Here is an 18811-nt window from a genome sequence, read left to right on the forward strand (position 1 = left end):
TTAGTGGTTGCAGTCGGGACCGTGAACGTGGCCGTCTTCGTCCTCGGCACCGGCGTCGGCCGGCTCCATTTCCAGCTGCAGGCTGACCAGGTTGGTCGCCAGCGGGCGCAGCAACAGGTTGGCGTATTCGGCGTCGCCTTCCTCGACGTCCACACCGATCAGCAACTGGCCGCGGCCGTCATGCTGGATCCAGACTTCCTTGCCCTGCCAGACCACGCAGAAGCGCGTGCAGGAGGTTTCCAGCTGGGTGCCGTCGGTGTCTTCGAGAATCAAGCGCAGGGCGTCGGACATAGGTGTACCTCGATGCTGTTTAGAGTTGGAAAAAATCAAAGCTCGTTGAATCAGAGCTGGAAAGGATAGACCGAACCCAACCGAAGGATCCGGGTCAGCTCGTCCAATGCCTCGCGGCATTCGATCAGCAGTTGCGGGTCGGCCATATCGGCTTCGACCAGACGGTCGCGATAGTGACGTTCGACCCAGTCGTTCAGGGTGTCGTGCAGCGCGGGCGTCAGGATCACACCTGGGTTGACCGCCGCCAGCTCCTCGGCCTTGAGCGCCACGCGCAGGCGCAGACATGCCGGGCCGCCGCCGTTGCGCATGCTTTGCTTGAGGTCGAATACCTTGACCTCGGCAATGCCTGTGCCCTGCCCGGTCAGCTGCTCCAGGTAGCTCCAGACCCGCGGGTTGGCGCGGCACTCTTCCGGGACCACCAGCAGCATGCTGCCATCGGCGCGGGTGAGCAACTGGCTGTTGAACAGGTAGGTGCGCACGGCGTCGTCCACGGAAACGTCGGCGCGCGGCACGCTGATCGCCTGCAGCCGACCACCGCGCGCGGCGAGCTTGGTTTGCAGTTCGGCCAGCACGCGGTCGCTGTCGAGGAAGGCGTCCTGATGATGGAACAACAGCTCGCCGTTGCCGACCGCGATCACGTCGTTATGGAACACCCCCTGGTCGATGACCGCCGGATTCTGCTGGGCAAAAACCACGCCCTGCTCGCTCAACCCATGCAGCCGAGCCACCGCCTGGGACGCTTCCAAAGTCTGGCGCGCCGGATATTTCTGCGGCGCGGGCACTCGTGCGTCGAAGGCGCTGCGGCCGTAGACGAAAAACTCCACGCCAGCCTCGCCATAGTCCCGGCACAGCCGGGTATGGTTGGCGGCGCCCTCGTCGCCGAACTGGGCGACGGCAGGCAGTGCTTCATGGTGGGCGAAGTGCGAGGCGTCGGCAAACATCGCCTGCAGCACCCGGCTGGTGGTGGGGTGTTCGATGCTGCGGTGGAACTTGCAGTTGAGGTTCGCCGCGGTGAAATGCACGCGGCCATCGGCCGTGTCGGCGCTGGGGCTGACAGTGGCCGCGTTGGCCACCCACATGCTCGAGGCCGAACAGCTGGCCACCAGCAACGGCATCGCATCACGCGCGGCCTGGGCGATCACCTCGGCATCGCTGCCGGCGAAGCCCAGGCGGCGCAATGCTGCCACATCCGGGCGCTCCTGCGGCGCCAGAACGCCCTGGGTGAACCCCAGTTCCATCAGCGCTTTCATCTTGGCCAGGCCCTGACGCGCCGCTTCGCGCGGATTCGAGCCTTGCTGACTGTTGCTCTGCGACGCCACGTTGCCGTAGGACAACCCACCGTAGTTGTGGGTAGGCCCCACCAGGCCATCGAAATTCACTTCACAGGGTTTCATCGGTTCGGCTCCGTGGATCTGTTCTTGTACGCAAGGGTGCAACGACCGCCTACAGCGTGATGCCCGGACTCAGGGTCGCGGGCAAACCGAGTGTGGGGGTTTCCAGCGAGGCCACCGGGTAGGCGCAATAGTCGGCGGCGTAGTAGGCACTGGCGCGGTGGTTGCCGGACGCGCCGACGCCGCCGAACGGTGCACTGCTGGCAGCGCCGGTCAGTTGCTTGTTCCAGTTGACGATGCCGGCTCGGCTGCGCAACCAGAATTCACGATAACGCGCCTCCGAGTCCGACAGCAGTCCGGCAGCCAGGCCGTACTGAGTGGCATTGGCCTCGGCGATGGCCGCGTCGAAGTCGACGTAGCGCACCACTTGCAGCAACGGGCCGAACAGCTCCTCGTCGCGACGCCCGTGGGCGCCGGTGACGTCGACAATGCCCGGCGTGAGCAAGGCAGCATCGGCCCTGGGCTGGGTCATGCTCAACAGGCTGACGGCACCGCTGTCCAGCAACTGTTGCTGGGCCTGGAGCAGCGCCTGCGCCGCGGGCAGGGAGATCACCGAGCCCATGAAAGGCGCTGGGGTGCAGTCGTATTCGCCGACCTCGAGGGTGGCACACACCTGCACCAGACGCTCGAGCAGCCGGTCCCCCCACTCGCCGACGGGTACCAGCAGGCGCCGCGCGCAGGTGCAGCGTTGACCGGCAGAAATGAACGCCGACTGAATGATGGTATAGACCGCCGCATCGAGGTCCTGCACCTGCTCGACCACCAGGGGGTTGTTGCCGCCCATCTCCAGCGCCAGGATCTTGCCCGGCTGGCCGCCGAATTGTTGGTGCAGCAGGTTGCCTGTGGCGCTGGAACCGGTGAAGAACAACCCGTCGAACCCGGCATTGGCGGCCAGTGCCATGCCAGTGTCGCGGCCGCCCTGCAGCAGGTTGAGCACGCCCGCCGGCAACCCGGCTTCGGCCCAGCAGCGCGTGGTCAGTTCAGCCACCTTGGGCGTCAGCTCGCTGGGCTTGAACAGCACGCAGTTGCCTGCCAGCAATGCTGGCACGATATGGCCGTTGGGTAGGTGCCCGGGAAAGTTGTAGGGACCGAACACCGCTACCACGCCATGGGGCTTGTGCCGCAGGGCCGCCGTGGCGTCGGCCAGCGGTGCGCTCTTCTCGCCGGTGCGTTCGGCATGGCTCTGGATCGAGATCGCCACCTTGTTGACCATGCTGGTCACTTCGGTGGCCGCTTCCCACAAGGGCTTTCCGGTTTCTTCGCCGATGCACTGCGCCAGCTCATCGGTACAGGCCTTCAGTCGCTCGGCGAACGCCTGCAATACGGCAATGCGCGCCGACAACGGCTGGCTCGCCCAGCCGACGAAGGCATGCCGCGCGGCCTGAACGGCCAGGGCCACCTGGTCGGCACTGGCACTGCGCCCCTGCCAGACCACAGCCTGGCCCACTGGATTGAGCGACGTCAGCAACTCGCCTTCACCAGGCAGCCATTGGCCGTCGATAAACAAAGTATTCATCAAAGCACCTCCCGAACGGGCGGAGTCATGGGTACCGCGCGCACCTGGTCACCCGCGCTCAGCTGCAGGCGGCGGGCGGTCAAGGGATCGACCACCAGCGTGCCGGAAGCGAAGCGCGCCGGCGCCGCTGTGATGCGGCACTCTTCGCGTTCGCGGTTGTAGATCAGAAACGGTGGGGCATCGTCGCCGGGGGTGCCGATGGCCAGAACCAGACTCTTGCTGTCGTGGACCGCGCGAATCTTGCTGGTCTCGCATTCCACCGCCGGGCCGGCGTCGAAGATGTCGACGTAGCCCTGGTAGCTGAAGCCTTCGGCCTTGAGCATGGCCAGGGCGGGCTCGGTATCGGGGTGGACCTTGGCGATGACCTCGCGCGCAGCCGGGGACAGGAAGCAGCTGTAGAGCGGGAACTTGGGCATCAATTCAGCGATGAAGGCGCGGTTGCCGACGCCGGTCAGGTAATCGGCCTGGCTGAATTCCATCTTGAAGAAATGCCGGCCCAGGCTTTCCCAGAACGGCGAGCGGCCTTCGGCATCGGAAATGCCGCGCATCTCGGCGATCACCTTGCGCCCGAACAGGTGCGGAAACTGAGCGATGAACAGCAGCCGCGCCTTGGCCAGCAAGCGCCCGTTCAGGCCCTTGCGGTGACCTTCGCGCAGGAACAGCGAGCACAGTTCCGAATTGCCGGTCAGGTCGTTGGCGAGGAACAGCGTGGGAATCTCGCGATAGATGTTCAGCTCCTGCGAGGCGCTCACGGTCAGGCCCACCCGGTAGTTGTACCAGGGCTCGCGCTGGCCCACGGCACCGGCAATGGCTGAAATGCCCACGACCGTGCCGTCATCGTCTTCGAGCACGAACAGGTAATCGGCATCGCCGCGCCCGGCTTCGCCGCGAAAGGTCTTCTCGGCCCAGCCGACCCGGTGCGCCAACCGTTCTTCGTTGGCTGGCAAGGTGGTCAGGCCGGGGCCGGTGCTGCGGGCCAACTCGATCAGCGCCGGCAGGTCACTGCTGCGTACGGGACGAACGATCATGCTTTCTCCTCGAGCAGGCACCGCGTGGTACCTGCAGAACTCGGCCTGTTCAACCAGGTATCAAACTGCAACCAGACGCACGCTGGCGCCCTCGCCCACACCCAGCGCCTCGGCGGTGGCCAGGTCCAGCCCGACCGGCTTGCCGGGCACCCAGTCGAGCTCCAGCAGCACCGCGCGGTAATCCTGCAGCAGACCGTTGGAAACCAGGTAGGGACGGCCAGGGCCGCCGCGCTCGTCCGACGCCGCGACAAGCTTGACCGGCACCACGCGGCTGTGGGCGATCGAGCGAATGCCCGATACCCGGGCATGCAGGGTGGGCCCTCCGTCGAAGATGTCGATGTAGTGATCGGTTTCGAAGCCTTCGCGCATCAGAATGTCGAACGTCACCTGCGCACGCGGGTGTACCTGGCCCATGGCCTCTTGCGCCTGGTCGGGCAGCAAGGGCACGTAGATCGGGTAGTGCGGCATCAGTTCGGCGAGAAACGTGCGGCTCTTGATGCCGCACAGGCGTTCGGCCTCGGCGTAGTTGAGATCGAAGAAGTTGCGGCCGATCGCGTCCCAGAAAGGTGAGTCGCCGTGTTCGTCGCTGTAGCCGACGATCTCGGTCACCACCGAATCGGCAAAGCGCTCCGGGTGGTTGGCCATGAACAGCAGGCGTGCCCGCGAGTTGAGCTCGGCCCAGATACTGCCGACCAGTTCGGGCACCACGTAGAAGCTGGTCAACAGGCTGTTGCCGGTCAGGTCATGACACTGCGAAAGCACGTGAATCTTGTTGTGGATCTTCAGCTCGCGCGAAGCGTGCACGAAGGTCTCGTTGCGAAAGCTGTAGAAGGGTTCGGAGTAGCCGGCGGAGGCGACGATCGCCGAACAGCCGACCAGGCGCTGGGTGCTCAGGTCTTCAAGAACGAAGAAATAGCTTTCCTCACCGTTGAAGCTGACTTCGGCGGCAAAGGACGCCTCGGACTTGGCGATCTTGTCACTCAACCGGCCTGCATCGTCGGGCAGCGAAGTGACACCGATGGGGCTGTCGGCAGCCAGGCGCTGAACCTCGGCCAGGTCAGCCATTTGCGCAGGGCGCATTACCAGCATGGTGCCACTCCTTGTCGATTGCAGCGGGTCGATTGCAGAGGTGGCGCTGGCTTTGAGCCAACGCCACGAACGGGCCGATCAGGCCTGGGTCAGGTGCGCCACGGCGCGTTCGAAGCGGTCCAGGCCTTCGTCAATGTCGGCCTCGTCGATGACCAGGCTCGGGGCGAAACGCACCACGTCCGGGCCGGCCTGCAGAATCATCAGGTCGTGCCGTTCGGCAGCATTGAAGAAGTCCTTGGCGCGGCCTTTCCAGGCGTCCCTCAAGGCGCAACCGATCAGCAGGCCCAGGCCACGGACTTCGCTGAACACGCCGTAGCGCTGGCCAATCTGCTCCAGGCGCGTCTTGAAGTGCTGGTGCCGTGCCTTGACCCCGGCTCGCACTTCGGGTGTGTTGACCACATCGAGCACCGCCTCGGCCACGGCGCAGGCCAGAGGGTTGCCGCCATAGGTGGTGCCGTGCACGCCGACCGCGAAGTGTTTGGCCAGGGCATCGGTGGTGAGCATCGCCCCGATCGGAAAACCGCCCCCCAGGCTCTTGGCGCTGGAGAGGATGTCCGGGGTGACGCCGTAGTTCATGTAGCTGAACAGCTCACCACTGCGCCCCATGCCGCTTTGCACTTCGTCGAACACCAGCAGGGCGTTGAACTGGTCGCACAGCGCGCGAGCGCCTTGCAGGTAGGCCGGATCGGCCGGTACCACGCCGCCTTCGCCCTGGACCGGCTCCAGCACTACGGCGCAGGTCTTGTCGGACACCGCCGCTTTCAGCGCTTCGAGGTCGTTGTAGGGGACGTGGCGAATGCCGGTGATCTTCGGGCCGAAACCGTCGGAGTACTTCGGCTGGCCACCCACGCTGACGGTGAACAGCGTGCGGCCGTGGAAGCTGTTGAGGGCCGACACGATCTCGTATTTCTCGGGACCGAAGTTGTCGTGCGCCACACGCCGGGCCAGCTTGAACGCGGCCTCGTTGGCTTCCGCGCCGGAGTTGCAGAAGAACACCCGGTCGGCAAAGGTGGCATCGACCAGCTTCCGGGCCAGGCGCAGGGTGGGCTCGTTGGTGAAGACGTTCGACACGTGCCACAGCTTGTTGGCCTGTTCGGTCAGCGCGCCTACCAATGCCGGGTGCGCATGCCCCAGCACGTTGACGGCGATGCCACCGGAGAAATCGATGAGCTCGCGACCAGCCTGATCCCACACCCGGGAACCTGCACCGCGCACGGGAATGAAAGCGGCCGGTGCATAGTTGGGCACCATTACCTGGTCGAAATCGGCACGTTGCACGGGGGCTTGCTCAACGGACATCGGAGTCTCCTGTCAAGGAACGCTCAGCGCAGAATGGGCGAGCGATAGGGGATTGTAAGGACTGGTGCACGCGCGGCATTGCCGCCATGCGACAACTTGTTACAGCGCCAAACCGCCATTCTACGGGGGTTGTCGCGAATGCGACATATAGGGATAGAAAGGCGCTCGCCATCCGGTTCAGTCAGCTATACCGCGGCGCGCCCTTCGCGGGCAGAGCCCGCTCCCACAGGAAGCAGGAGCAGCTCTGCCCGCGAAGGGTGCCCTCCCACCGAGATGTGGGAGCGGGCTCTGCCCGCGAAGGCCATACCGCGCTTCGCCTGGCACGGCGCAATCCGGAAAGAGGGTCAACCTCGCTCGGCGGGGACCGAAGACAATTCGAACGGGCTGCTGCTGCGACGCTGGTTGCGATCCTCGCGGGGGGTGGCGCCGAAAAAATTGCGGTAGGCGCTGGAAAAATGCGGGCCCGAGGAAAACCCGCACGACAGGCCGATCTGGATGATCGACTTACTGGTCTGCATCAACATCTGCCGCGCCTTGTTCAGGCGCAACTCGAGGTAGTACTGGCTGGGTACGCGGTTCAGGTACTGCTTGAAGATGCGCTCCAGCTGGCGCCGCGAAACACACACATGCTGGGCGATCTCGTCGGTGGTCAGCGGCTCTTCGATATTGGCTTCCATCAGCAACACCGCCTGGGTCAGCTTCGGATGGCTGGACCCCAGACGATTCTGCAACGGAATGCGCTGGCGCTCGCCGCCCTCGCGGATACGCTCCACCACCAGCTCTTCGGACACCGCCCCGGCCAGTTCGGCGCCGTGATCGCGGGCCAGTACCGCCAGCAGCAGGTCGAGCACCGACAAGCCCCCGCAAGCCGTCATGCGGTCGCGGTCCCAATCGAACAGGTGGCTGGTGGCGATGACCTTGGGAAAGCGCTCGGCGAAATCATCCTGCCAGCGCCAGTGCACGGCCGCGCGGTAGCCATCGAGCAGCCCCAGCTGCGCCAGCGGGTAGACCCCCGCCGACAGCCCGCCCACCAGGCATCCGGCCCGGACCGTCTGCTTGAGCGCAGTGGCCAGTGCCGGCGCCAGCGCCGACGGTGGCTCGTCAGCCAGCAGAAAAAGCTTCTGGCAACCCTCCAGGCGACCGTTCCACGCCTCACCGGGCAGCTGCCAGCCGCCTGGAACAGGTGGTTCGGCCTGCAGGAAAAGCAACTCGTAGGTCACTTCCGGGTGCACCTTCTGCGCCACTCGCAGGGCCTCTTCGGCCAGCGCCAGGGTCAGGGCTCGCGTGCTGGGCCAATAGAGGAAACCGATTCGTTGGGCTGTCATCTGATGCGGACCGAAACCTTAAGTATCAAAAACCGAATGGGAAATGGCACTGCGCCAGGCATGCTCGACCTGCTCGCAGGAAAACACCCGGCAGATGTTTCAAGCGGCGATCACTTGAGGCTGCCGGACAAGAACTGCTGCAACCGCTCGGAACGCGGATTGGCCAGCACCTCGCGCGGGTCGCCGGTTTCTTCGACCAGGCCCTTGTGCAGAAACACCAGTTGGTTCGACACCTCACGGGCGAAACCCATCTCGTGGGTCACGACGACCATGGTCCGCCCTTCCTGAGCCAGGGCCTGCATCACCTTGAGCACGTCACCCACCAGTTCCGGGTCGAGCGCCGAAGTCGGTTCGTCGAACAACATCACCTCGGGTTCCACCGCCAATGCACGGGCAATGGCGACACGCTGCTGCTCGCCACCGGACATGTGCCCCGGATAGGCATCCTTGCGGTGCGAAACCCCTACCTTGGCCAGATAATACTCGGCTTTTTCCAGCGCTTGCTTTTTCGATACGCCCAACACATGCACGGGCGCTTCGATGACGTTTTCCAGCGCGGTCATGTGCGACCACAGGTTGAAATGCTGGAACACCATCGACAGGCGCGAACGCAAGCGTTGCAGCTGCTTGGGGTCGGCTGCCCTGAGCGCCCCATCCTTGCCGGCAACCAGTTTGAGTTCTTCGTCGTTGAGCAGGATCTTGCCCGCGTGGGGCTGTTCGAGCAGGTTGATGCAACGCAGGAACGTGCTCTTGCCCGATCCGCTGGAGCCGATGATGCTGATCACATCGCCCGCCTTCGCCGCCAGCGAGACACCCTTGAGCACCTCGTGCGAGCCATAGCGCTTGTGCAGGTCCTGAACTTGGAGTTTGTACATGATCGGGGGTCTCGCAAATCGGTCAGTCACGGGCCAGCGGCCCGTGGCGAAAAGGTTTTTTGCTGCACGCGCTCAGTGCCTGCGCGGTGCCAGGTAGGCCAGCCAGCGGCGCTCGGCCAGCTTGAACAGGCGCACCAGAATGAACGTCAGGCACAGGTAGCACACACCCGCCGTGATGTAGGCTTCGAACGGCAGGTAATACTGGGCGTTCACCGTACGCGCTGCGCCGGTGATGTCGATCAGGGTCACGATCGAAGCCAGGCTGGTGGTCTGCAGCATCATGATCACTTCGTTGCTGTACTGCGGCAGCGCTCGGCGCAGTGCCGAGGGCAGCAGGATACGCCGGTACATCCCGGCCCTGGACATGCCCATGGCCTTGGCCGCTTCGATCTCGCCCGGTGGCGTGGCCCGCAGGCTGCCGGCGATGATTTCGGCGGTGTAGGCACTGGTATTGATGGCGAAGGCCAGGCAGGCGCAGAACGTGGCGCTCGACAACCAGGGCCAGAGCACGCTGTTGCGCACGGCCTCGAACTGGGCCAGACCGTAATAGATCAGAAACAGCTGCACCAGCATGGGCGTGCCACGGATCACGTAGGTGTAGAGCCACGCGATGCCGTTGACCAGCGGCTGCCGGGACACCCGCATCAAACCCAGCGGCAGCGCCACCAGCAGACCGAAGAACAGCGAAATCGCCAGCAGCTTCAAGGTTTCCAGCATACCGCTCATGTACAGCGGCAGGCTGTCCCAGACGACGTTGTAATCGAAGATCATAGCTCAGCCGCCTTGATGCCCACCGAGTAGCGTTTTTCGATGGCGCGCAGCAACAGCAGCGAGACACTGGTGATGACCAGGTACATCGCCGCCACCGCGAGGAAGAAGGTGAACGGTTCGCGGGTGGCATCCGCCGCCTGCTTGGCCTTGAACATCATGTCCTGCAGGCCGACCACCGAAATCAATGCCGTAGCCTTGGTCAACACCAGCCAGTTATTGGTGACGCCGGGAATCGCCAGGCGAATCATCTGCGGCACCAGCACCCGGAAGAACACCTGCAGGCTGCTCATGCCATAGGCCATGCCGGCTTCGGCCTGGCCCTTGGGAATGGCCATGAAGGCCCCGCGAAAGGTTTCCGACAGGTAGGCACCGAAGATGAAACCCAGGGTGAAGATACCGGCCAGCAGCGGATTGAGGTCGATGTAGTCGTCGTAACCCACCAACGGCGCCACGCGATTGAGGATGTCCTGGCCCCCGTAGAAGATCAGCAGGATCAACACCAGATCGGGTATGCCACGAATCACCGTGGCGTACAGGTCACCCAGCCAGGCCAGCCAGCGGACCGGCGACAGGCGCAGGGCCACGCCGAACAGACCCAGCACGATGGCCAGTGCCATGGACGACAAGGCGAGCTGCAGCGTCAGCCAAGCGCCATCGAGAATGACGGCCCCGTAGCCTTTCAACATGTAGAGATCCTCGCCCGAAGAATGAAAAATGGTGCAGACCGCGGTTTCCCGCCGTTTGCACCATCAGTCAGGTGACGCCTGCCGGCTTATTTGCCGTAGATGTCGAAATCGAAGTACTTGTCCTGGATCTTCTTGTACTCGCCGTTGGCGCGAATGCCTTCGATGGCCGCGTTGATGCGATCCACGTTGGCCTTGTCGCCCTTGCGCACGGCGATACCGATGCCGTCACCGAAGTATTTCGGGTCGTTGACCGACGGGCCGACGAATGCGTAGCCCTTGCCGGCGTCGGTGTTGAGGAAACCGTCCTGCAACAGGGTGGCATCGGCCAGCGTGCCGTCCAGTCGACCGGCGGCCACGTCCAGGTAGATCTCGTTCTGCGAGCCGTACGGCATCACTTCGACGCCCAGCGGCTTGAGCACCTCGGTGGCATACCGGTCATGGATGGTGCCGCGCTGCACGCCGATCTTCTTGCCTTTGAGCTCGGCCATGGAGTCGCTCACCTGGGTGCCGGACTTCATGACCAGACGCGCCGGAGTGGCGTAGTACTTGTTGGTGAAATCAACGGACTTCTTGCGGTCGTCGGTAATCGACATCGACGACAGAATGGCGTCGATCTTGCGGACCTTGAGGGCGGGAATGAGACCGTCGAATTCCTGCTCGACCCAGGTGCACTTGACCTTCATCTCAGCGCACAGCGCGTTGCCGATGTCGTAGTCGAAACCGACGATGCTGCCATCCGGCGCCTTGGACGCGAACGGTGGGTAAGCGGCTTCGATACCGATCTTCAGCGGCTTTTCATCGGCGAACGAGGTCGCCGACAGCACGGACAGTGCCAATGCGCCAAACAGTGCAAGTTTCTTCATTGGGTGAGCTCCAGCGAAAATGGGCAGTATGGGCAAAGTGAGCGCAGGCCCAGAATGCGAAAAATGAGGCTGAACGGGCGACGCCATGAGGTCCGGCGAGTGAGCGCATTTTAACGGCACTGTGCCAGTCGATATTTCTTCAATGCGACAAGTAGTTACAGAAGCACCGAGACACCCAGACCAAGGGATTGACAGCCCATGCCGATTGTGGCTGAGCAAAAAGACGCGCAACCTGTCCATCAAGCAATTAGCGCGCCCATTATTGGCAAAGCCTTGGCAGACGGCAAGCTTGGGGTTGTGGGAGATGTTGCATGTGACAGGCGATGGGGCCTTGGGTGGCACCCGGCGCGGCAATGGCGTTACCGCAGTAACGCCAGCGCTGCCTGAACAGCCTTGCGGGCCCCTTCGCGGGCAGAGGCCCCCGAGGTCGCGTCAACTCAGGCCGAAGCGCGATGCATTTCCTTGTGGGTGTCGATCAGCTGTTGCACCACCCCCGGATCGGCCAAGGTAGAGATGTCACCCAGCGAGTCGTACTCGGCCGTGGCGATCTTGCGCAGGATGCGCCGCATGATCTTGCCCGAGCGCGTCTTGGGCAGCCCCGGCGCCCACTGGATCACATCCGGCGAGGCGATGGGGCCGATCTCCTTGCGCACCCAGTTCTTGAGCTCCAGGCGCAGTTCCTCGCTGGTCTGCTCGCCACCATTGAGCGTGACATAGACATAGATGCCCTGCCCTTTCAGCTCATGGGGAACGCCCACCACAGCGGCCTCGGCCACCTTGGGATGGGCCACCATCGCGCTTTCGATCTCGGCCGTGCCCATGCGGTGCCCGGAAACGTTGAGCACGTCATCGACTCGGCCGGTGATCCAGTAGTAGCCATCTTCGTCGCGACGCGCGCCGTCGCCGGTGAAGTACATGCCGCGAAAGGTCTTGAAATAGGTATCGACGAAACGATCATGGTCGCCGTAGAGGGTACGCGACTGGCCCGGCCACGAATCGAGAATCACCAGGTTGCCCTCGGCAGCGCCGTCGATCAGGTTGCCCAGGTTGTCCACCAGCGCCGGCACCACGCCGAAGAACGGTTTGGTCGCCGAACCGGGCTTGAGGCCGATCGCACCCGGCAGCGGGCTGATCAGGATGCCGCCGGTTTCGGTCTGCCACCAGGTGTCGACGATCGGGCAGTTCTGCTTGCCGACCGTGTTGTAGTACCAGTTCCAGGCCTCGGGGTTGATCGGTTCGCCCACCGAACCCAGCAAGCGCAGGCTCGAGCCATCGGCGCCCTCGACTGCCTTGGTGCCCTCGGCCATCATCGCGCGGATAGCGGTGGGCGCGGTGTAGAGGATATTGACCTTGTGCTTGTCGATGATCTTCGAGACGCGGGTAATGTCCGGGTAGTTGGGCACGCCTTCGAACAGCAAGGTGGTGGCACCGTTGGCCAGCGGACCATAGACGATGTAGCTGTGGCCAGTGATCCAGCCGACGTCCGCCGTGCACCAGTAGACATCGCCCGGCTTGTAGTCGAACACTCGCTCATGGGTCAGCGCGGCGTACACCAGGTAACCGCCGGTGGTGTGCAGCACGCCCTTGGGCTTGCCGGTCGAGCCGGAGGTATAGAGGATGAACAGCGCTTCCTCGGCGCCCATTTCCTTCGGCGCGCAGGTGCTCGACGCCACCTCCAGCAGCGAGTGGTACCAGATGTCGCGATGACGGTTCCACTCGATCTCGCCACCGGTGCGCTTGCACACGATGACCTTCTGCACGCTGCTGGTTTCGGGGTTGGTCAGGGCGCGGTCGACGTTGGCCTTGAGCGCCGTTTTCCTGCCGCCCCGCAGGCCTTCGTCGGCGGTGATCACCACCTTGGACTGGCAGTCGATGATGCGCCCCGCCAGCGCCTCGGGCGAGAAGCCACCGAACACCACCGAATGCACCGCGCCGATGCGGGTACAGGCGAGCATCGCCACCACCGCCTCGGGAATCATCGGCATGTACAGGGTCACCACGTCGCCGCGGTGCACATCCTGGCCGCGCAGGGCGTTGGCGAACTTGCACACCTCGGCGTGCAGCTCGCGGTAGGTGATGTGACGGCTTTCGGAAGGGTCGTCGCCTTCCCAGATAATCGCGACCTGATCGCCGCGTTCGGCCAGGTGGCGGTCCAGGCAGTTGTAGGAGACGTTGAGGGTGCCGTCGGCGAACCATTTGATGTCGACATGGTGATCGTCGAACGAGGTCTGCTTGACCTTGGTGAAGGGCTTTATCCAATCGAGGCGCTGCGCCTGTTCGCGCCAGAAACCGTCCGGGTTGACCACGGACTGCTGGTACATGGCCTTGTAGGTCGCCTCATCGGTCAGCGTGGACGCCGCCACCTCTGGACGAACGGGATACAGGGAAGCCGCACTCATCTTTCATACCTCGGTTGAGTAGTTGTTGTTTTATACACCTGTTTTAAGGGTATCTGGCCCGTGCAGCCATTCGACGATGGTAGTACCGCTGCTTGCACCGATGCACGCCCAGACCCGCGGGATTAGTGCAGATTCGAATAAAACTGTTTATCCGAACCGGCTCTGTTTACCTCCACCGTGCACGCCTAGAATCGATTTCGCCAGCAACGGCACCGCGATCGACGAAGACTGCATCCCCCCACGAAGGCCTGTCGATCGCAACTTTCCCACTCTCAAGTTTCACACGTGACCTCACAAGGGCTGCGTGCACCCTGACGACTGCAAAACAGGAAAATCGACATGAAAGCTTTTTTGATTCTGGCGCTGATTGGCGCGAGCGGCATGGCCCTGGCCGATGAAACCACCACCGCTGCCACCGAAAAAACCACGGTGGAACCTTATGAGTATTCGCAGCACCCCGATATTGCTCACGTCATCTCGACTTCAGCGATTCCCAACGTCTGCGCCGTGGTCCCGGCACGCCTGACCTACGAAGATTCGCAGGGCAAGCGGCACATCATGGAATATCAGGTCATGGGCAACGGCTGTTCGAACAGCTGAACACCTCCCAGCGTCGGGGCTGCGGCCCCGCTGCTGGCCTGCACCAGAGCAACCCCGCCAGCAGCATCTGCATGAAGCGCCACCCATCGCCGTCTCTCTTTTTGTGCCTCGTGCCTCTATCATGAGCGTCACGTAAGCCTGTCTTCATTTCTCGTGTGCGCCGGACACCCAGCCAGCCTGCCCGCACCTGCGCCCATCACCTGCTTCCGCGACGGATCTACCTATGCCTCACTCCCAGCGCCCCATGACGGTCACGCTGCAAGTCGTCTCCATCGTCCTGTTCACCTTCATCGGCTACCTGAGCATCGGCATCCCGCTGGCGGTATTGCCAGGCTTCGTCCACAGCGACCTGGGCTACGGCGCGGTCATTGCCGGGTTGGTGATCAGCGTGCAATACCTGGCCACCCTGCTCAGCCGCCCGCAGGCGAGCAAGATCATCGACAACCTGGGCAGCAAGAAAGCAGTCATCTACGGCCTGGTCGGCTGCGGCATCAGCGGGCTGTTCATGCTGCTGGCCGGCTGGTTGCAAAGCTGGCCGGCGCTGAGCCTGACCAGCCTGCTGGCGGGTCGGATACTGCTGGGGTCGGCGGAGAGCCTGGTGGGCTCGGGGTCCATTGGCTGGGGGATTGGCCGCGTCGGCGCAGCCAACACCGCCAAGGTCATCTCCTGGAACGGCATTGCCAGCTACGGCGCCCTGGCCATCGGTGCGCCGCTGGGCGTGCTGATGGTCAAGCATCTGGGCCTGTGGAGCATGGGTGCGAGCATCATCGTGCTGGCTGGCGTGGGCATCGCCCTGGCCTGGAACAAGCTTCCCGCACCGGTGGTGGCGGGCGAGCGACTACCGTTCCTGCACGTGCTGGGCCGCGTGCTGCCCCATGGCACCGGGCTGGCCCTGGGCGGTATCGGCTTCGGCACCATCGCCACCTTCATCACCCTTTACTACGCCAGCAATGCCTGGGACAACGCGGCACTGTGCCTGAGCCTGTTCGGTGCCAGCTTTATCCTCGCCCGGCTGCTGTTCGGCAACCTGATCAACCGCATCGGCGGTTTTCGGGTGGCGATCGTATGCCTCAGCGTGGAAACCCTGGGCTTGTTGCTGCTGTGGCTTGCGCCCAGCCAGGAGCTGGCGATGGCTGGCGCGGCGTTGACCGGATTCGGATTTTCCCTGGTATTTCCAGCGCTCGGCGTCGAAGCGGTCAATCTGGTGCCGGCGTCCAGCCGCGGTGCGGCCGTGGGGGCCTACTCGCTGTTCATCGACATGTCGCTGGGCATCACCGGGCCGGTGGCAGGCGCCATCGCCGCAGGCTACGGCTTCAGCGCGATCTTCCTGTTTGCCGCCGTGGCTGCGTGCGCCGGCCTGGGCCTGACCTTCTATCTATACCGGCGAGCGGCAAGCCTGCCACCAGCGCAAGACAAGCTGGTCTAGAACGGCATGATCTAGAAATCGATCCTGCCACGCCCGGCCTTGATCGCCCCGCGCTTGGTCTTGCCTTCCAGGCGACGAGTCTTGGAGCCCAGCGTGGGCTTGGTCGGCCGGCGCTTCTTCTCCACCTTGGTGGCCAGCAGAATCAGCTCGCGCAGGCGCTGCAGGGCGTCGGCGCGGTTTTGCTCCTGGGTGCGAAACTGCTGCGCCTTGATGACGATCACGCCATCGCCGGTGATCCGGCTGTCGCGCAGCGCCAACAGGCGCTCCTTGTAGAACGGCGGCAGCGACGAAGCGCCGATGTCGAAGCGCAGGTGCACCGCGCTGGAAACCTTGTTGACGTTCTGCCCACCCGCGCCTTGCGCGCGGATGGCGCTGAGTTCGATTTCAGCGTCGGGCAGATGGACGGCGTTGGAGATTTCCAGCATGCAGCGCTCCGGTCAGGACGAGGGGTTCGACTTGAGGCGATAACACAGGTACATCCCGCCGATCCACAGAGGAATGGCATACACCGACACGCGGATGCCGGGAATCATCAGCATGATGATCAGGATGAACGCCACGAACGCCAGGCACAGGTGGTTGCCGTACGGATACCACAACGCCTTGAACAGCGGCACCTGGCCCTGGCGCTGCAAGTGCTGGCGAAACTTGAGGTGCGAGTAGCTGATCATCGCCCAGTTGATCACCAGGGTCGCCACCACCAACGACATCAACAGCTCGAGCGCCTGCTGCGGCACGAAGTAGTTCAATGCCACGGCCACCAGCGTGATCGCCGCCGACACCAGCAGCGCCCGAACCGGCACGCCACGGCCATCCACCTTGGCCAGTGCACGCGGCGCGTCGCCCTGCTCGGCCATGCCCAGCAGCATGCGGCTGTTGCAATAGGTGCCGCTGTTGTACACCGACAAGGCTGCGGTCAGTACCACGAAGTTGAGCACGTGGGCGGCCGTGTCGCTGCCCAGCATCGAGAACACCTGCACGAACGGGCTGCCGCTGTAGGCATCGCCCGAGGCATTCAGGCTGGCCAGCAGACCGTCCCACGGGGTCAGCGACAACAGCACCACCAGCGCGCCGATGTAGAAGATCAGAATGCGGTAGATCACCTGATTGATGGCCTTGGGAATCACCGTCTTCGGGCTGTCGGCCTCGGCTGCCGTAAAGCCGAGCATTTCCAGGCCACCGAAGGAGAACATGATGATCGCCAAGGCCATGACCAACCCGCCTACACCGTTGGGAAAGAAACCACCGTGGGCCCAGAGGTTGCTGACACTGGCCTGAGGGCCGCCGTCACCGCTGACCAGCAGATAGCTGCCCAGGGCAATCATGCCGACGATCGCCGCGACCTTGATGATGGCGAACCAGAACTCGGTTTCGCCGAACACCTTGACGTTGGTCAGGTTGATGGCATTGATCATCAGGAAGAACACTGCGGCGGAGACCCAGGTGGGTATTTCCGGCCACCAGTAGTGCACGTACTTGCCGACGGCGGTCAGTTCGGACATGCCTACCAGGATGTACAGCACCCAGCAGTTCCAGCCGGATAGAAAACCGGGAAACCGGCCCCAGTAGCTGTGGGCGAAGTGACTGAAAGAGCCGGCAACCGGTTCCTCGACGATCATCTCGCCCAGCTGACGCATGATCAGGAAGGCAATGAAGCCGCAGATGGCATAGCCCAGGATCATCGACGGGCCGGCGGACTTGAGCACGCCTGCCGAACCCAGGAACAGCCCGGTACCGATGGCACCGCCCAGAGCGATCAGTTGGATGTGGCGATTCTTCAGCCCACGCTTGAGCTGGTTTGGTTCAGTCATCAGGGAGAAGTCACTTCTTCGACGTTCGAGGTATCAAGAGTGCAATGGTCCGCCGCAGGCAAACCTTGTGGGAGCGGGTCTCTGCCCGCGAAGAGGCCCCCACCGACACCCCACAAAAAAACGCCAACCCTGGAAGGTTGGCGCACGTGGACATCAGTTGTCCTTACTCAGGCTTGGGCTTGCGACGGCCGAAGCCGGGACGCTGACCGGTGCCAGCGGCCGGGCCACGACGGTTGCCCGACGGCGCGTCGTCCACCAGCTTGATGCCCGGGCGCTTTGCAGCGGGCTTGGCACCCGGCTTGCCGGCAGGCCTGGCTGGACGCTTGTTCATGTCCGCCGGACGCTCGGCCACAGCACTGCCACGACCGCTGTCCTTGCGCGCAGCCGGCGCCGAATCACCGCGGGGCTGACGGGCTGGACGCTGCTCGCCGGACGGCGCCGAATCGCCGCGCGGCTGGCGAGCCGGGCGTTGGTCGGTGGACGGCGCGCCGTCCTGGGCAGGGCGCAAGGTGCGCACGCGCTCGCCGCGGCCCATCGGGCGCGAGGATTTGCGCTGCATGCGCTCCAGCTTGTCCTTGGTCTTGGTGGTCATCGACGGCATGGCCACGGCGGTCAGGCCGACTTCGGCGCTCAGGGTATCGACTTCACCCTGGGTCAGCTCACGCCAACGACCCATCGGCAGGTCGGAGTTGAGGAATACCGGACCGAAGCGCACGCGCTTCAGGCGGCTGACCACCAACCCCTGGGATTCCCACAGGCGACGCACTTCGCGGTTGCGGCCTTCCATCACCACGCAGTGGTACCAGTGGTTGAAGCCTTCGCCACCCGGTGCCTGCTGGATATCGGTGAAGCGAGCGGGCCCGTCTTCCAGGATGACGCCGTTCTTGAGGCGCAGCAGCATGTCGTCGTCGACTTCGCCGCGTACGCGCACCGCGTACTCACGGTCCATTTCGAACGAGGGATGCATCAGGCGGTTGGCCAACTCGCCGTCGGTGGTGAACATCAGCAGCCCGGTGGTGTTGATGTCCAGGCGGCCGACGTTGATCCAGCGGCCTTCGCGCGGGCGCGGCAGGCGGTCGAATACGGTCGGGCGGCCTTCGGGGTCGTCGCGGGTGCAGATTTCGCCGTCGGGCTTGTTGTAGATGATCACGCGGCGCACGGTTTCCGAAGCTTCTTCGCGCTTGATCACCTTGCCATCGACGGTAATGGCGTCGTGCAGATCGACGCGCTGGCCGAGGGTCGCGACCTTGGCGTTGACCTTGATTCGGCCTTCGCTGATCCACGCCTCGACGTCTCGGCGCGAACCCACGCCGATACGGGCCAATACTTTCTGCAGTTTTTCGCCGGCAGGGCCGATTTCCTGGCTGCCGTCTTGCTGATCGAGATCTTTCATCGTAAGCACCTCCCGGTGGGTCGAATTGAATGCTGCTCGGCGCAGGCG

Annotated in this window: 17 protein-coding genes; 2 read left to right on the plus strand and 15 right to left on the minus strand. The window is 63.7% G+C overall.

Annotation, left to right across the window (positions count from 1 at the left end; translation table 11 throughout):
• The 12 genes from ONG87_RS14815 to acs all read right to left on the minus strand — a co-directional run bounded on the left by ONG87_RS14815 (position 1) and on the right by acs (position 13533).
• Positions 1–291: a topoisomerase II gene (locus tag ONG87_RS14815; protein ID WP_122476369.1), complete on the minus strand. Its 291-nt coding sequence runs from the start codon at positions 289–291 to the stop codon at positions 1–3.
• A gap of 50 nt (positions 292–341) precedes the next feature.
• The gene (gene astB, locus ONG87_RS14820; RefSeq protein ID WP_264381540.1) at positions 342–1685 is read right to left on the minus strand and encodes an N-succinylarginine dihydrolase; all 1344 of its coding nucleotides are present in this window, start codon (positions 1683–1685) and stop codon (positions 342–344) included.
• Between the two features lie 49 nt (positions 1686–1734).
• A complete protein-coding gene (gene astD / locus ONG87_RS14825; protein ID WP_264381541.1) occupies positions 1735–3201 on the minus strand; it encodes a succinylglutamate-semialdehyde dehydrogenase in 1467 nt (488 codons plus the stop codon).
• Positions 3198–4226, minus strand: coding sequence for an arginine N-succinyltransferase (gene astA / locus ONG87_RS14830; protein WP_264381542.1), 1029 nt, complete (start codon positions 4224–4226; stop codon positions 3198–3200). Before astA ends, astD begins: the two co-directional genes overlap by 4 nt.
• 60 nt (positions 4227–4286) lie before the next feature.
• A complete protein-coding gene (aruF, locus tag ONG87_RS14835) occupies positions 4287–5315 on the minus strand; it encodes an arginine/ornithine succinyltransferase subunit alpha (RefSeq protein WP_185794329.1) in 1029 nt (342 codons plus the stop codon).
• Positions 5316–5393: 78 nt separating this feature from the next.
• Complete coding sequence (locus ONG87_RS14840; RefSeq protein WP_264381543.1) at positions 5394–6614, minus strand: aspartate aminotransferase family protein; 1221 nt, start codon at positions 6612–6614, stop codon at positions 5394–5396.
• Between the two features lie 344 nt (positions 6615–6958).
• A complete protein-coding gene (argR, locus tag ONG87_RS14845; protein WP_122476381.1) occupies positions 6959–7939 on the minus strand; it encodes a transcriptional regulator ArgR in 981 nt (326 codons plus the stop codon).
• 110 nt (positions 7940–8049) lie between these two features.
• Positions 8050–8814, minus strand: a complete 765-nt coding sequence (locus tag ONG87_RS14850) for an ABC transporter ATP-binding protein (protein ID WP_185794328.1) — start codon at positions 8812–8814, stop codon at positions 8050–8052.
• Between the two features lie 72 nt (positions 8815–8886).
• Entirely contained in the window at positions 8887–9585 is a 699-nt protein-coding gene (locus ONG87_RS14855) for an ABC transporter permease (protein ID WP_122476385.1), read from the minus strand.
• On the minus strand, positions 9582–10271 hold the full coding sequence (locus ONG87_RS14860; protein ID WP_122476387.1) for an ABC transporter permease: 690 nt from the start codon (positions 10269–10271) through the stop codon (positions 9582–9584). The genes ONG87_RS14855 and ONG87_RS14860 overlap by 4 nt, the downstream gene beginning before the upstream one ends.
• Before the next feature lie 86 nt (positions 10272–10357).
• Positions 10358–11134 carry an ABC transporter substrate-binding protein gene (locus tag ONG87_RS14865; RefSeq protein WP_185794327.1) on the minus strand — a complete coding sequence of 259 codons (777 nt, stop codon included), beginning with the start codon at positions 11132–11134 and terminating at the stop codon, positions 10358–10360.
• A gap of 437 nt (positions 11135–11571) precedes the next feature.
• Positions 11572–13533 (minus strand): acetate--CoA ligase, encoded by a 1962-nt coding sequence (gene acs, locus ONG87_RS14870; protein WP_122476391.1) that lies wholly within the window; start codon positions 13531–13533, stop codon positions 11572–11574.
• A gap of 339 nt (positions 13534–13872) precedes the next feature.
• Here acs and ONG87_RS14875 point away from each other — a divergent pair, with 339 nt between their 5' ends.
• Both ONG87_RS14875 and ONG87_RS14880 read left to right on the plus strand, forming a co-directional pair.
• Positions 13873–14133: a DUF2790 domain-containing protein gene (locus tag ONG87_RS14875; RefSeq protein WP_122476393.1), complete on the plus strand. Its 261-nt coding sequence runs from the start codon at positions 13873–13875 to the stop codon at positions 14131–14133.
• 223 nt (positions 14134–14356) lie between these two features.
• The gene (locus tag ONG87_RS14880; RefSeq protein WP_192052934.1) at positions 14357–15559 is read left to right on the plus strand and encodes an MFS transporter; all 1203 of its coding nucleotides are present in this window, start codon (positions 14357–14359) and stop codon (positions 15557–15559) included.
• An 11-nt stretch (positions 15560–15570) separates the two neighbouring features.
• Here the strand turns inward: ONG87_RS14880 and arfB are convergent, their stop codons facing one another.
• The 3 genes from arfB to rluB all read right to left on the minus strand — a co-directional run bounded on the left by arfB (position 15571) and on the right by rluB (position 18763).
• Positions 15571–15984 carry an alternative ribosome rescue aminoacyl-tRNA hydrolase ArfB gene (arfB, locus tag ONG87_RS14885; RefSeq protein WP_122476397.1) on the minus strand — a complete coding sequence of 138 codons (414 nt, stop codon included), beginning with the start codon at positions 15982–15984 and terminating at the stop codon, positions 15571–15573.
• Positions 15985–15996: 12 nt separating this feature from the next.
• Positions 15997–17370, minus strand: a complete 1374-nt coding sequence (locus ONG87_RS14890) for an amino acid permease (RefSeq protein ID WP_264381544.1) — start codon at positions 17368–17370, stop codon at positions 15997–15999.
• A gap of 163 nt (positions 17371–17533) precedes the next feature.
• The gene (gene rluB / locus ONG87_RS14895; protein WP_122476400.1) at positions 17534–18763 is read right to left on the minus strand and encodes a 23S rRNA pseudouridine(2605) synthase RluB; all 1230 of its coding nucleotides are present in this window, start codon (positions 18761–18763) and stop codon (positions 17534–17536) included.
• Between the last annotated feature and the right edge of the window lie 48 nt (positions 18764–18811).

Origin of the sequence: Pseudomonas sp. MM227 (assembly GCF_947090715.1) — a bacterium.
Lineage (GTDB): Bacteria > Pseudomonadota > Gammaproteobacteria > Pseudomonadales > Pseudomonadaceae > Aquipseudomonas > Aquipseudomonas baltica.